Annotated in this window: 12 protein-coding genes; 9 read left to right on the top strand and 3 right to left on the bottom strand. The window is 60.7% G+C overall.

Annotation, left to right across the window (positions count from 1 at the left end; genetic code table 11):
- Positions 1 to 23: 23 nt before the first annotated feature.
- Positions 24 to 1,271 carry a 3-oxo-isoapionate-4-phosphate decarboxylase OiaX gene (gene oiaX, locus IF204_RS09295; RefSeq protein ID WP_194096437.1) on the bottom strand — a complete coding sequence of 416 codons (1,248 nt, stop codon included), beginning with the start codon at positions 1,269 to 1,271 and terminating at the stop codon, positions 24 to 26.
- 143 nt (positions 1,272 to 1,414) lie between these two features.
- Here oiaX and IF204_RS09290 point away from each other — a divergent pair, with 143 nt between their 5' ends.
- From IF204_RS09290 to nanR, 7 genes are read left to right on the top strand one after another with little or no spacing between them, the layout of a single operon-like run.
- Positions 1,415 to 2,362, top strand: a complete 948-nt coding sequence (locus tag IF204_RS09290; RefSeq protein ID WP_194096435.1) for a D-ribose ABC transporter substrate-binding protein — start codon at positions 1,415 to 1,417, stop codon at positions 2,360 to 2,362.
- 60 nt (positions 2,363 to 2,422) lie between these two features.
- Positions 2,423 to 3,070 carry a DUF2291 family protein gene (locus tag IF204_RS09285; RefSeq protein WP_194096433.1) on the top strand — a complete coding sequence of 216 codons (648 nt, stop codon included), beginning with the start codon at positions 2,423 to 2,425 and terminating at the stop codon, positions 3,068 to 3,070.
- The gene (locus IF204_RS09280) at positions 3,070 to 4,620 is read left to right on the top strand and encodes a sugar ABC transporter ATP-binding protein (protein ID WP_194096432.1); all 1,551 of its coding nucleotides are present in this window, start codon (positions 3,070 to 3,072) and stop codon (positions 4,618 to 4,620) included. Before IF204_RS09285 ends, IF204_RS09280 begins: the two co-directional genes overlap by 1 nt.
- Entirely contained in the window at positions 4,617 to 5,678 is a 1,062-nt protein-coding gene (locus tag IF204_RS09275) for an ABC transporter permease (RefSeq protein ID WP_194096429.1), read from the top strand. The genes IF204_RS09280 and IF204_RS09275 overlap by 4 nt, the downstream gene beginning before the upstream one ends.
- Before the next feature lie 12 nt (positions 5,679 to 5,690).
- Positions 5,691 to 6,710, top strand: coding sequence for a Gfo/Idh/MocA family protein (locus IF204_RS09270; RefSeq protein ID WP_194096427.1), 1,020 nt, complete (start codon positions 5,691 to 5,693; stop codon positions 6,708 to 6,710).
- Positions 6,707 to 8,443, top strand: a complete 1,737-nt coding sequence (locus IF204_RS09265) for a hypothetical protein (protein ID WP_194096426.1) — start codon at positions 6,707 to 6,709, stop codon at positions 8,441 to 8,443. The genes IF204_RS09270 and IF204_RS09265 overlap by 4 nt, the downstream gene beginning before the upstream one ends.
- 35 nt (positions 8,444 to 8,478) lie before the next feature.
- Positions 8,479 to 9,207, top strand: coding sequence for a transcriptional regulator NanR (nanR, locus tag IF204_RS09260; protein ID WP_194096424.1), 729 nt, complete (start codon positions 8,479 to 8,481; stop codon positions 9,205 to 9,207).
- Here nanR and IF204_RS09255 read toward each other — a convergent pair.
- Positions 9,204 to 10,559, bottom strand: coding sequence for a four-carbon acid sugar kinase family protein (locus IF204_RS09255; protein ID WP_194096422.1), 1,356 nt, complete (start codon positions 10,557 to 10,559; stop codon positions 9,204 to 9,206). The two genes, nanR and IF204_RS09255, sit on opposite strands and share 4 nt — an antisense overlap.
- Positions 10,560 to 10,673: 114 nt before the next feature.
- Here IF204_RS09255 and IF204_RS09250 point away from each other — a divergent pair, with 114 nt between their 5' ends.
- Positions 10,674 to 11,501 (top strand): phosphogluconate dehydrogenase C-terminal domain-containing protein, encoded by an 828-nt coding sequence (locus IF204_RS09250; protein ID WP_194096420.1) that lies wholly within the window; start codon positions 10,674 to 10,676, stop codon positions 11,499 to 11,501.
- A 37-nt stretch (positions 11,502 to 11,538) separates the two neighbouring features.
- Here IF204_RS09250 and IF204_RS09245 read toward each other — a convergent pair whose 3' ends face one another.
- A complete protein-coding gene (locus tag IF204_RS09245) occupies positions 11,539 to 12,216 on the bottom strand; it encodes a hypothetical protein (protein WP_194096418.1) in 678 nt (225 codons plus the stop codon).
- Positions 12,217 to 12,280: 64 nt separating this feature from the next.
- Here IF204_RS09245 and IF204_RS09240 point away from each other — a divergent pair, with 64 nt between their 5' ends.
- Positions 12,281 to 13,366, top strand: coding sequence for an AraC family transcriptional regulator (locus tag IF204_RS09240; RefSeq protein ID WP_228069137.1), 1,086 nt, complete (start codon positions 12,281 to 12,283; stop codon positions 13,364 to 13,366).
- The last annotated feature ends 58 nt before the right edge of the window (positions 13,367 to 13,424 follow it).

Below are 13,424 nucleotides of genomic sequence, written 5' to 3'. Positions count from 1 at the left end.
GCCCAATCGGGCGGCGTTTTTCGTTAGCCCCACTTGGCGAGAGAGGCCGCCAATTCGGGGTGATCGTTCGCGTAGTCGGCCAATTCGACGTCCGCTGCCGCGGCATCCCATGCCTGACGGATCGCTTTCACACCCGCAGCAATGCCCATCGGGTGACCGTGGATGCCGCCTCCGCCGAGGTACATCAGATCCAGCGTCCGGCCCGTCTGGCGATAGGTGTCGACCGCTTGGCCGCCCCATTGGCCGGAGCAAACCACGGGAAGCGGGCGGTCTGTGTCCGAAAAGATCGGGGTCATCACGTCTTTGAACGACTGGACGAAGCTATCGTCCGGTTCCCAGTATTTCGCGCGGATGCCGTTGATCTGGAATTGGTCGACGCCGAGCAGGCGCCAGATTTTCTGATAGGCGGTGAAGTCCATTCCCAGCCCCGGGTGGCGGGTCAGGATGTCCCAGCCATTGCGGTGCGCGTGGAGGCATAGCGCCGACCGTTTGCGCAGGAACGACATGCCGCCGTAGCCGATGGAATTGATGTTGAGCACCGCCGCATTGCCGCCGTGGGCGACGACCGTGTCGTGGTTTCGCATCATCGTGTCGGGGTCGGCAGAGGAAATTCCGAAGGCGTACATCACCTTCTTGCCTGTCTTCTGCTCGTGGTCGTTGATCATGGGCATGATCGCTTTCACACGGTCTTCGAGCGACGAATAGCCGGGGCTCATCAGCTTTTCGTCGTCCTTGATGAACTCGACACCCGCCTCGCAGAGCGTCTTGACCACTGCGGCGGTCTCTTCGGGCAGCAGTCCCAGCGAGGGCTTGATGATCGAAGCGATCATAGGTCCGTCTGTGACCCCCATCAGTTTGCGGGACCCTAGAATGCCGAACTGCGGACCGGGGTGGCAGGACCACTCGGACGGCAGGTCGATGTCCTTCACCCGCACGCCCGTGAGCCCGCGTACGGCGTAAACTCCGCCGATGGTGATGGTCATCAAAGCAGCGATATCGGTGCCGACAGCCTCGAGCGGGTAAGCGATGGTAACGTCCGCGCGGTGGTAGGGGCCGGTGCCGTCGGGGTCGGGAAATGACGGGGTGTCCGACGATTCCAACGGCGCGATTTTGACCACTGTCGCAGCGCAGCGGGCTCGCACTTCATCGGTTTCGTTCGGAAGGGCAGTAAACGTCCCCGTGGACTGGTCAGAGGCGATTTTGGCCGCAAGCGCCTCGATTTCGCCTGATGTTTCAAGCCTGTAGGTGACCTGAATTGTGCTTCGCGACATTAAATCCGTCCTCCAAAATCTGAGCAAAGAGTAGTAGTGATCATACCAGTTGACAACACGATAATTATCTCACAACCTGACCGTCGACCGAGGAGGAAGCGCCCACAACGCGCAAGTTCGGTCGACAGGAGGAGAGGAAACCCATGAAACTTAATCGTCGTCATTTTATGTCCGGCGTCGCGGCTGCAGCTATCCTGCCGCTCGCTCGTCCCGCTTTTGCCCAAGACAAGGGCCTGATCGCAATCATCACCCCGAGCCACGACAACCCGTTCTTCAAGGCCGAAGCCGTCGGTGCCGAAGCCCGCGCAATCGAGCTGGGTTATGAAACCATTATTATGGTCCACGATGATGATCCTAATAAGCAGTCTGAGCTCTTCGATAGTGCGATTGCCCGCGGTGCGAACGCAATCATTCTCGACAATGCCGGCGCCGATGCGACCGTTGCCGCTGTCCAGCGCGCAAAGGATGCAGGCATCCCGTCGTTCCTGATCGACCGCGAAATCAAAGAGTCCGGCATCGCCGTCAGCCAGATCGTTTCGAACAACTATCAGGGTGCGCAGCTTGGTGCCGAAGAGTTCGTGCGTCTGATGGGCGAGGCAGGCAACTATGTCGAACTCGTCGGTCGCGAAGCAGACACCAACGCTGGTATCCGTTCGTCGGGCTATCATGACATCATCGACCAGTACCCCGATCTGGTGATGGTTGCCCAGCAGTCGGCCAACTGGTCGCAGACCGAGGGCTACGAGAAGATGGAAACCATCCTTCAGGCGAACCCTGATATCAAGGGCGTGATCTGCGGGAACGACACTATGGCAATGGGCGCTTGGGCTGCTCTCGAAGCCGCTGGCCGCACCGATGTGATCGTCGTTGGCTTCGACGGCTCGAACGACGTGCGCGACTCGATCCTTGCTGGCGGTATCAAGGCAACGGTTCTCCAGCCGGCCTATCGTCAGGCGCAGATCGCCGTCGAACAGGCGGATGCCTATCTGACCGACGGTGCGACCGGTCAGGATGAAAAGCAGCTGATGGACTGTGTTCTGATCAACGCTGACAACGCTGCAAACCTCGAGACCTTCGCGCTCTCGTCCTGAGAACTCCCTGTGCGGGTCGCCGGTTAACGCCGGCGCCCGCGTTTTATTTAAGGACACAGAATGCGCGAACTTTTCACGCCGCTCGCGATCCTGTCTTGCATGGCGCTGCCGCTCGCAGGCTGCAAGATCGTTAAAAATCCCGACCCCAATGACGCCTCCGTGCAGGCTGCCGAGATGACCGATGAGGCGCGCATGGCCGCCTACGCTGAAACTATCTGGGCGGATAAAGTCCTGCCGACCGTTTCAGAAAACGCGGTGAGGCTCACTGATCTCCATGCGCAGATCGACGCTGAGGGCCTCGACGCTGCCGGTGCCGCGCATGGCCTGCGACCCGAAGGTGAGGCGAACCCGTGGAACTTTGCCGCGAACGGTGAGGGCACGATTGTCGAAGCCAACACCGAAAGCCGCGCTGCTAAGTTGATGGTGGACGTGGATGCTGACGGCGCGGCGGACCTGACGCTGCAACTCGGCCCCGTTATCCGCGGCACGGCCTTGCGCGACGCGATGCCGTTCATCGTCTTCACCGATTTCCGCGACCAGATCGAGTTTGCCAAACTGGGCCGCGCGCTGAATGACCTCGCGAATGCGGGACTTAGCGTGCCCGAAGGCGACCTCGTCGGCCGCACCGTGACCTTCGAAGGCGTCTACACGCTCCGCAACAAAGGGGATGCGATCGAACTGGTGCCGACCTCGCTTCAGGTGCGGTGATGGAGCAGGAAAAGCATCCCATCGGCCTGAAAATCCGCGGCGGGACCAAGGTCTATCCTGGCACGGTCGCGCTGAAGAACGCCGACTTCGATCTCCGGATGGGCGCCGTCAACGTGCTCGTCGGAGAAAACGGCGCGGGCAAGTCCACCATGATGAAGGTCATCGCCGGGGTGGAGCAACTCACCTCCGGTTCGATCTTCGTCGGCGAGGAGGAGGTTGTTCTGACCTCCACCGAAGAGGCCGCCCGCCACGGCATCGGCATCGTGTTTCAGGAACTGAACCTGTTCCCGAACATGACCGTGGCCGACAACATCTTCATCAACCGCGAGCGTACCCGCTACGGCGTCGATATCGACCGCGCCAAGCAGCGCGAAGAAACCCGCAAGCTGATGAAACGGCTGGAGCATGATATCGACCCCGATGCGCTGGTCGGCGACCTCAAAGTCGGTCAACAGCAGATCGTCGAGATCGCCAAGAGCCTTGCCCAGAACGCGCGTATCCTGATCCTCGACGAGCCGACCTCTGCGCTATCGGCGGCCGAGGTGGAAATCCTGTTCCGCGTGATCGAAGAGTTGAAACGCGACGGGGTGGGGATCGTCTATATCTCCCACCGCATCGAAGAACTGATCCGCGTTGGCGACTACATCACCGTCCTGCGGGACGGCGTCATTACTGGGGCCCGCTCGATGGAGGGCGTCGATATCCCGTGGATCGTCCTCAACATGATCGGCGATGCCAGCAAGGATTTCCCCAAGACACTGGATCATCCGTTCGGCGACGAGATTTTCCGCGCCGAGGACGTTTACCTGCCGAACTCTTCGGGTGGTTTCACCGTCAACGGCGTGTCGATGTCGCTAAAAGCGGGAGAAATCCTCGGCGTTTACGGCCTCATGGGGGCAGGGCGGACGGAGTTCGTCGAGACCGCTATGGGCCGTTATCCACACGCGCGCGGCAAATTCTATGTGGACGGTAAGGAAGCGAAGTCGCCCCACGTGTCCGACCGGATCAAGATGGGCCTCGCGATCATTCCGGAGGACCGCAAGCAGGACGGCCTCGTCCAGATCCTGTCGATCCGCGAGAACATGACATTGTCGTCGCTCGGTGATCTTTCGACCGCCGGTCACCTCGACCTCGCCAAGGAAAAGAAGACCGTCGGCGACTACGTCAAACAGTTGCTGATCAAGATCGCATCGCCAGAAAACCCCGTGTCATCGCTATCCGGCGGCAACCAACAGAAGGTGGTCATCGGCAAGGCGCTCATGACCAAGCCCAAGGTTCTTCTAATGGACGAGCCGTCGCGCGGCATCGACATTGGCGCCAAGGCCGAGGTGTTCCGCGTCATGCGCCAGCTCGCAGCGGAAGGGCTAGGCATCATCTTCGTCACCTCCGACCTCGAAGAAGTGCTCGGCCTGTCGGACCGCATCGTCGTCATGTCCAACGGCAAGATCACTGGCGAATTCACCAAAGAAACCGCGACCGAGACCGCGCTCATCACTGCATCTGCGGTCGGTCACGCTGCTTCGCACGAACAAAAGGAAACCGTATCATGACGGCCATGACGTCTTCGACCGTCCCTTCGGGCAACTCCAGCGCACTGCTCGTACTGCTCAAGGCGCGGACATTCATCGCGCTGATCCTTGTGGTGGCGTTCTTCTCTGCCGCTGCGCCGAACTTCCTGTCTACCGCGAACCTTGTGATCATGTCCAAGCACGTGGCGCTGAACGCCTTCCTCGCGATCGGCATGACGTTCGTCATCATCTCCGGCGGCATCGACTTGTCCGTAGGCTCTATTGTTGGGCTCTGCGGGATGGTCGCGGGCTACCTCGTACTGAACGGGATCGACATCGGGCTGGGCTGGTCCGTCCAGTTCAACACGCTGGAGATCTGCCTGATCGTCATCGCGGTCGGCGTGTTCATTGGTGCGATCAACGCCTTCCTCATTACAAAGCTCAACGTGGCCCCGTTCATCGCGACGCTCGGCACGCTCTATGTGGCGCGTGGAACGGCCATGCTGTCCTCGGATGGTCGTACGTTCCCGAACCTGAATGGCAATGCAGAGTATGGCTCGGATACGTTCCGTTGGATCGGCGCAGGCGATATCTTCGGCATTCCCGTGTCGATCCTGATGCTGATCGTCGTCGGTGTCCTCGCCGCCTACATCGCCAGCCGCACACCGCTCGGTCGCTTTATCTATGCTGTCGGCGGCAACGAGCGGGCGGCGGGTCTGTCGGGCGTGAAGGTGAACCGCGTCAAATACTTCGTCTACATGTTCTCCGGTTTCTGCGGCGCGCTCGTCGGGATCATCATTTCCTCGCAGCTGGTGGCGTCCCACCCCGCGACGGGCGATACCTTCGAACTCAACGCCATTGCGGCGGCGGTTTTGGGCGGCACCTCGATGGCCGGTGGTCGCGGTAAGATCGGCGGTACCATCGTAGGTGCTTTTGTCATCGGCGTTCTTTCCGACGGCCTCGTGATGATGGGTGTCTCGTCGTTTTGGCAGACAGTCATCAAAGGCCTCGTTATCATCGCGGCAGTTGTTATCGACCAAGCCCAGCAACGCGTGCAAGCGCGCGTTGCATTGCAGGCGCAGGCCGCCATCGGCCAGTAAAGGAGCTTATTTATGAAGGTTGCACTGATCGGCTGCGGTTTCTTCGCGATGAACCAGCTTCACGGCTGGAAAGATATCGACGGCGTCAAAGTCGTAGCCCTCTGCGATCGCGACGAAGAGCGTTTGGCCGTCGCCTCGGACCTGTTCGACGACGTGCGGACCTACACCGATGCGGCGGAAATGTTCGCGGATGGCGGCTTTGATACGGTGGACATCGCGACCACCGTTTCATCGCACCGCCCGCTGGTCGAGATGGCCGCCGCTCACAATGTGCATGTCATCTGCCAGAAGCCCTTTGCACTGAACCTCGAAGATGCAAGGGCCATGGTGAAGGCGGTCGAGGCCACGGGCAAAACGCTCATGATCCACGAGAACTTCCGCTGGCAGTCCGCTGTTCGCGCCGTGATCGACGAGGTTCGTAGCGGGGTGATTGGCACGCCGTTCTTTGGCAGGGTGTCGTTCCGTTCGGGCTACGATGTGTTCTCTGGCCAGCCCTATCTGGCCGAGGGCGAGCGGTTCATCATCGAAGACCTCGGCATCCACATCCTTGATATCTCGCGGGCACTGTTCGGTGACGCGACCCGCATCACCGCCACGACCCGCCGCATCAATCCCAAGATCAAAGGCGAGGATGTCGCCACCATGCTGCTCGAGCACGAGGGCGGTGTGACCTCAGTCGTCGATTGCTCCTACGCGACCCGTCGTTCGCCCGAGACGTTCCCCGAAAGCCTGCTGGAGATAGACGGCGAAAAGGGCACGATCCGGCTTCACGCGGGCTACAAGCTGTCGGTGCAGTTGGGTGACGATGTGACCGAGCGGGACGTAGCGCCGCCCGTCCTCGATTGGGCGTCTAAGCCGTGGCACAACATTCAGGAAAGCGTTCGGATCATCCAGCAGCACTTCGTCGATTGCATTGCTGCGGGGACGGAGCCGGAAACCAGTGGCCGTGACAACCTGCAAACCTTCGCGCTGGTCGAGGCGGCGTATATGTCGGCCAAGGACCATCGAACCATCGAACTGGCCGACCTATGAGCACCGCGCTGGAGCTCTACGGCACCGAAAAGCCGCCCGCCAAGGTCGAGAAGATCAGCGTTGGAAAGTTGACGTTCTCGCTTCAGGACGGCGCGCTGCGGCACATCACATATGACGGCGTGGAGCTACTGCGCGGCATCGCCTTTCTGGTCCGCGACCGCGACTGGGGCACCCTCGCGCCGCGCCTGACAGAAATTTCCCGCGATACTGCGAATGGCTTCGCGCTGTCTCAGCGTATGGAATACGAAAGCCACGGCGCGACGCTGGATGTCACCGTCGATGTGCGCGCCGACGAAACCAGTCTGACCGTGTCCGCCCGCGGCTCTGCCGACGCCCTCTTCGAGACCAATCGCACCGGCTTCACTATCCTCCACCCTGCGGGCGTCTCGGGTTGCCCCGCAGTGGTCGGCCATTCCGACGGATCAGTCGAAGAGGCAGCATTCCCTGTCCTCATCGACCCTTGGCAACCGTTCATGGACATCGTCTCGCTGGCCCACGAGCGGGATGGATACCGCGTACGCTGTGAGCTGTCGGGCGACACGTTCGAGATGGAAGACCAGCGCCAGTGGGGCGACGCGTCGTTCAAGACCTACAATCGTCCGCTCGCGCTGCCTTGGCCCTACGAACTTCAAGCTGGAGAGACCATCGAGCAGTCCGTGCGCCTGACGTGGGAAGCCTGTGAAACCGAAGCCTCCAAAGCCACCGATGAGGTGTCGGACGCCACTTTCCCCGAAATGGCTTTGGTCATAACCGCCGAGGACGCATCGCGTTTGGCGGATTCGCCGCAGGACATCGCCAAAGTCGCGCCGCAGCGATTGCTCTGCCACATCGACGCAGCGCTCGGTGACATCGAGGGCCAAATCGCAGCCTTCGCAGCGCTTCAAAATGCCCTCCCATCGCTCGTATACGATGCCGAATTGATCGGTATCTATGAGCCTTCGGTCGCCGATGAGCTCATCGCCATGAAGGCTGCGATGGAGGCTTCGGACTTCAAGCCGGACAGCGTTCTGGTCTGCCCCTCGGTCGATCGCCAGTCCACGCCGCCAGGATCGGAATGGCCCGAATGCCCGCCGCTCGATCTGATCCACAACACCGCTGCCGAGGTGTTCCCCGACATCACGCGCGGCGGTGGCATGGTCAGCTTTTTCCCAGAACTGAACCGCAAGCGACCGCCGCTCGAAAACCTGTCGTTCGTCTCTCATGGGCTGTGCCCCATCGTTCACGCGGCTGACGATGTTTCGGTCATTGAGACGCTCGAAGCGATTCCGCATATCACGCGGTCCGCGCGGGCCATTATCGGCGACCTCGACTACCGGATTGGCCCCGCGACTATCGCCATGCGGCAGAACCCGTATGGTAATCGCACGATCCCGAACCCTGACAATGGCCGCGTTTGCATGGCGCATGACGACCCTCGCCACCGTGCGAAGTTCGGTGCGGCCTATTTGATCGGTTTGGCCGCTTCGCTGGCGCCAGCAGGCGTAACCGTCTGGGCGCCGTCGGGCGTCTACGGGCCACGCGGCCTCGAAGGGCCGATCGTCGATGTGCTAGCTGCCTTGGCACGCTGCGCAGGGCAAAAGGTGTACCGCGCAGAAGTCGCGAACGGCATCGCAACGCTCGAAGTCGGAGACACGAAATTCACCGCCAACCTGACGCCCGATACGATCGGTGACCTCGGCCCCTACGACTGGGCGCAATCCAACCTTGCTGACGCGGGCGGTAACGACTTATAAACTAACGACCTTCAAGACAAATACGGAGCACGGGCATGATCCCGACGGCAAACAAGAAAGCGGACGCGGACAAGATCGTCCGCCGCAAGCTGTCGGATCAGGTGCTGGATAAACTGCGCGAGATGATCCTTTCGCGCGAGCTTCGCCCTGGTGACTTCATGCCGTCTGAGCGTGCGCTGATGGAGCGTTTCGGCGTGGGCCGTCCCGCCGTCCGCGAGGCGCTGCAATCACTGCACAACAGCGGTCTGATCAGCATTAACCATGGCGAGCGTTCGCGTGTGAACGCCATCGACGCGAGCACGGTTCTGAGCCAGTCCGACGAGGTTGCCCGTATGGTCCTTAGCGCGGCTCCGGCGAACCTCGAACACCTCAAACACGCGCGCCAGATGTTCGAACTGGGCATGGTGCGGGTCGCGGCGCAAAAAGCGAGCGCCGAGGATATCGCCGATTTGCGGGCGATTCTTGAGGAACAAGAGGGCCTCCGCGATGATCCGACTGCGTTTATCGAGGCCGATATGCGGTTTCACACCCGCCTTGCCGAAATGACGGAAAACCCGATCATCGTGTCGGTGTCACAGGCAATGCTGAGCTGGCTGTTCGAATATCACGTCAATCTGTTGCACTGGTCTGGCAAGGAAGACGTGACGCTGGCCGAGCACGAAGAGCTGATCAATCAGATCGAAAAACATGATGTGACCACCGCGGTCGAAACCATGGCGCGTCACCTTGAACGTTCTGCCAACGTGTTCGAGCCGAAATCCTAACGCGGTCCGCCGCCGTCACGGATCCAGCCGAAGAAATCCAAACTTCCCATCTGGCCGCCTTTGAGGGCGATCTCCAGCCCGTCGTGATGTTCGCCGCCGTAACCGACGCAGAGCGATGCGCCCGGAATGGTCGGAGCGATGGCCTTGATCGCTTTGAGACCGAGTGCGCGCATCCCGTGTCCGGATGTGTCGCCGCCGGAAATGACTGCGCGGCGGATGTTCGATTTCCGCAGAACCTCGTCGAGGATACGCCCGAGGGTGATGCCGATGTTGCGGTTGATGTCGTCCATAGGCGTGCCGGTTTTTGCGGACGCCTCGCGCACGGCGGCGACTGCAGGATCGCTGGGGCCGGTGGCGGAGCAGACCAGCGGGCTGAGGCCGTTCGATATGGCTTCGAGCGATTGCAGAACGGCTTTGGCGATCAGGCTTTCCGTGTCCGCAGGGCGTTCGACCATCGCGGCGGCGTCAAAACGAATGACCTCGAACCCGTTCGACGCAGCCCAGTCGATCTGTTGCGCGGTGCTGGGCGAGACAGAGCCGGACACAACAGCGATCTGGTCGACCTTGCCAGCGGAGGTCAGCGGGGCAGGGCTGGGGATGATGCCTTCATTCAACCAGTGTCGGATGAGCGCGAACTCGATGCCTTGTGACCCAACCACGAACGACAAGTCATCGCGGTTGTCCCAGATCAGCTTCCCTGCGGCGGCTTCGGAGCGGCCCTCCATGCTGTCGATGGAGATCACGCGTGCGCCGCTCTCCAGCAGTTCCGCCAACCGCGGCGCTGGATCGGACCAGAGGGCTTCAAGGTCGATTAAGCCGGAACTGAGGTCCGTCTGTTCGGAGAGGTGCGCCAACAGGTCAGCCTCTGCCATCGGGGTCACGGGGTGCTGCGACATGACTGGATGCCGGTCGAGGCGGAACACGCCGTCGAACGTGCCCGCGAACAGGTTGCCGAAGGCCTGATAACGGCGCATCTGCGGGGCGGCGGTGACCATCGGCGCTGCCTTGGCTCCCGTCACGTTAAGGCCGATCTCGGTCGCGCGGCCGATGTTGCCGGTGCTGGGCGATGAGTCGAAGGTCGAGCAGACTTTGTAGTGGAGGATCGGCGCGCCGGTGGCTTTGAGGAACTCGAAAGCGGCGGGCAGATGGGCCTCCATCCACTCCGGCCCTTCGGTGCGCGCGGTGGAGGCGATTCCGATGGCGTCGCAGCCCGCGAACCTCTCCATCAGGGCAGCATCGGGCATATCCGCAAAGAGGATTGTGTCTATACCGGCAAAGGCGAGAACTTCCATAACTGCGGCTGCGCCGGTGAAATCGTCACCAAACCACGTCAACTTTGGGGCCACAATCATCCTCCTGCGGTGTTTTGGCCGTTCGGCCTGCATTGACAATCTAGTCTGGATATTATCTGATCATACCAGTTACGCAAGATGCCCGAATAACGGGGCATGGAGGAGATGTATCATATGACTAATGTGGCTGTATTCGGCGCCGGCGGGAAAATGGGGGTGCGGTGCTCACTCAATCTGGCCAAGACGTCCTTCAATGTGTCCCACGTCGAGGTGAGCGAAGTCGGTCGCGCGCGTCTGAAAGATGCCGTTGGTGTCGACTGCGTTGACGCCGACGTCGCAATCAAAGACGCCGACGTCGTTCTGCTCGCTGTTCCGGATACCGCGATTGGTGTCGTGGCCAAGGGCATCGTCGACAAACTGAACCCCGGCACGATGGTCGTGATCCTCGACGCTGCTGCGCCGTTCGCGGGTCACCTGCCGGAGCGCGAAGACATCACCTATTTCGTCACGCACCCGTGCCACCCGATGATTTTCCATAACGAAGAAACCGAAGCTGCGCGCCTCGACCGTTTCGGCGGCGTTGCCCACCCGCAGGGCGTTGTGAATGCGCTGATGCAAGGGCCGGAAGAGCACTATGCTGTTGGTGATGAGATCGCGAAGGCGATCTACGCACCCGTCCGCACGACCTACCGCGTGACCGTCGAACAGATGGCCTATCTGGAACCGGGTCTGTCGGAGACGGTCTGCGCCTCGCTGCTCGTCGTGATGAAGCAGGCGATGGACGAAGTCGTGAAGACCGGCGTGTCCGAAGAATGTGCGAAGGACTTCCTCCTCGGTCACATGAACATCCTCGGCGCGGTGATCTTCGGTGTTCAGGAAGGTCAGTTCTCTGACGCGTGCAACAAGGCGATCGAGTTCGGTATTCCGGCGCTGATGAAAGACGACTGGAAGAGCGTCTTTGAACGCGACGAGATCATGGAAAGCATCAAGCGCATTACTTGATGCGAAAAAGGCGGAGCCAAAAGCTCCGCCTTTTGTTTTATGCGGCGACTGCAATGTTGCTGCGCTTGAAGCCAAGAACCGCCGCGACCCAGAAGAACCACACAATGAAGCCAAGGCCGAAGATTGCGCCTGCTGCATCGCCGAGGGCAGGAACCAGCGTCAGCAGACCCGCCAGACCGACTGCCGCGCCGAAGCCGACGAGGGCTTTCGAGAAGCGCGGGCTGGATGCGGCAGCTCCCGAGACGATCAGCACCCAAACGCCGCCGGCGATCTCGTTTCCGCCGCCAAGGCCGTTTTCCACGATCGACACCATCTGCCAGAGGCTACGCGCCGCATCAGTGTCTTCGGCGTAGACGCGGGTGACTTCGGCAAGGCCGACGTTTGCCACCATGCCAGCACCGACCACGAGCGTCGCCCAGAGCGCGCCGAACGTTTTAATCATCGGCGCGGCGTGCGGTGCCTCGTAACGCAGCACTTCGGACAGGCAGACCGCGAGCGCCGCCAGCGCCAATCCATTCAGCACGTAGATCGACATGTTCCAGATGGTCATCAGACCCGCGTGGCTCGTCACGAACGCGAGGATCTGGTCCACATCGGCGCCGTCAGTGCCATAACCGCTTTCGGCCAGAACGCCGATCATGAGCGCGAAGCCGAACACATAGGTCGCTCCGCAGACGAAGGCGGCCCAAGCGCCCCATTTTGCAAATTGTTTCATTGGTTGTCCCCACAATAAATATCTTCGTTTGCCTGTGTTCTATCGGTTTTCTGCACCTCACCGTATGACCGGACGTACCAAGCTATTGCTTGCTCGTGACACTTCCCGTTACACCCAGAGCATGAAAGAACTGACTGTCGCCACAGGTTTGGCGCGAACTTATGTGGATTATGCGCATAAACATGGCGCGAACCGCGAGGCGCTGCTGGCCGAGGCGGGCCTGACCGGCGTTGACCTTGGCGATCAGGACGGGCGTATCCCGTTGGAGACCTACAAAAACCTGATCCGCACAGCGCAGCAGATGACGGGCGATCCCGCGTTCGTCCTTCATCATGCGATGGACACCGAGATCGAGGAGATTTCGGTCGTCGGGCTCATCGTCCATTCCTGCCGCACGATGGGCGAGTCGCTCATGCAACTGAACCGCTACGGCAAGCTGATGGTCGAAGTGGACGTGATGGACGGGGCCGAGCGTTTTTCGACCGAATTTTCGCCCGAAGGCGTCTGGATCATCGATAACCGGCCCGATCCGAACAGCTTTATCGAACTGACCGAAGGCAGCTTTGCTCGCTTCGTCAGCGAATTCACCCGCGAGTTTCCGGACAAGCCCTTTGCCAAAGCGATGGAGTTCACCTACGCGCCGCCGAGCTACGCCGAGGAATACGCGCTGATGCGCTGCCTAGTGACGTTTAATGCGGCGCGCAACGCGATGCTGATCGACGCCGCGTGGCTGGGGCAGGAATTTGACGAACACATCGGCTATGTCTTCGGGCTATTTACCGAACGCGCCGACGCGCTGATGGCCGAACTGGAAAGCCGCACCTCGCTGCGCGCTAAGATCGAAGCGGCCCTGATGCCCGTCCTCCACAAAGGCGACATCTCGGTCGAGGCGGTTGCGAGCGACATGGGTATGAGCCGCCAGACGCTCTATCGTCGTCTGCGCGACGAAGGCGTGACATTCGCCGAACTGCTCGACGGGCTGCGTTGCCGGATGGCATCGGATTATCTGACGGCGCGCAAGGTCTCGATCAACGAGACGGCTTATCTCGTCGGCTTCTCCGAAGCGTCGTCTTTTGTGAGGGCATTCAAGCGCTGGACGGGCAAAACGCCCGCCGACTTCAGAAAAGGTGCGACGCTGGGACACAGCTAAATCCGCATTTTAGATGCCGGATTGCGTTGCATCGGGGGCCCTTAGGCATAGTTTGACG

It is taken from the genome of Marivivens aquimaris, assembly GCF_015220045.1.
Lineage (GTDB): Bacteria > Pseudomonadota > Alphaproteobacteria > Rhodobacterales > Rhodobacteraceae > Marivivens > Marivivens aquimaris.
The sequence above is the reverse complement of the archived record's forward strand: the minus strand, read 5'-3'. Positions and strand labels throughout refer to the sequence as shown.

Coding starts and splice junctions, on each gene's coding strand:
- nanR (WP_194096424.1), top strand. CDS start 8,479: ATGATCCCGACGGCAAACAAGAAAGCGGACGCGGACAAGATCGTCCGC.
- IF204_RS09275 (WP_194096429.1), top strand. CDS start 4,617: ATGACGGCCATGACGTCTTCGACCGTCCCTTCGGGCAACTCCAGCGCA.
- oiaX (WP_194096437.1), bottom strand. CDS start 1,271: ATGTCGCGAAGCACAATTCAGGTCACCTACAGGCTTGAAACATCAGGC.
- IF204_RS09265 (WP_194096426.1), top strand. CDS start 6,707: ATGAGCACCGCGCTGGAGCTCTACGGCACCGAAAAGCCGCCCGCCAAG.
- IF204_RS09255 (WP_194096422.1), bottom strand. CDS start 10,559: ATGATTGTGGCCCCAAAGTTGACGTGGTTTGGTGACGATTTCACCGGC.
- IF204_RS09280 (WP_194096432.1), top strand. CDS start 3,070: ATGGAGCAGGAAAAGCATCCCATCGGCCTGAAAATCCGCGGCGGGACC.
- IF204_RS09285 (WP_194096433.1), top strand. CDS start 2,423: ATGCGCGAACTTTTCACGCCGCTCGCGATCCTGTCTTGCATGGCGCTG.
- IF204_RS09270 (WP_194096427.1), top strand. CDS start 5,691: ATGAAGGTTGCACTGATCGGCTGCGGTTTCTTCGCGATGAACCAGCTT.
- IF204_RS09290 (WP_194096435.1), top strand. CDS start 1,415: ATGAAACTTAATCGTCGTCATTTTATGTCCGGCGTCGCGGCTGCAGCT.
- IF204_RS09245 (WP_194096418.1), bottom strand. CDS start 12,216: ATGAAACAATTTGCAAAATGGGGCGCTTGGGCCGCCTTCGTCTGCGGA.
- IF204_RS09240 (WP_228069137.1), top strand. CDS start 12,281: ATGACCGGACGTACCAAGCTATTGCTTGCTCGTGACACTTCCCGTTAC.
- IF204_RS09250 (WP_194096420.1), top strand. CDS start 10,674: ATGACTAATGTGGCTGTATTCGGCGCCGGCGGGAAAATGGGGGTGCGG.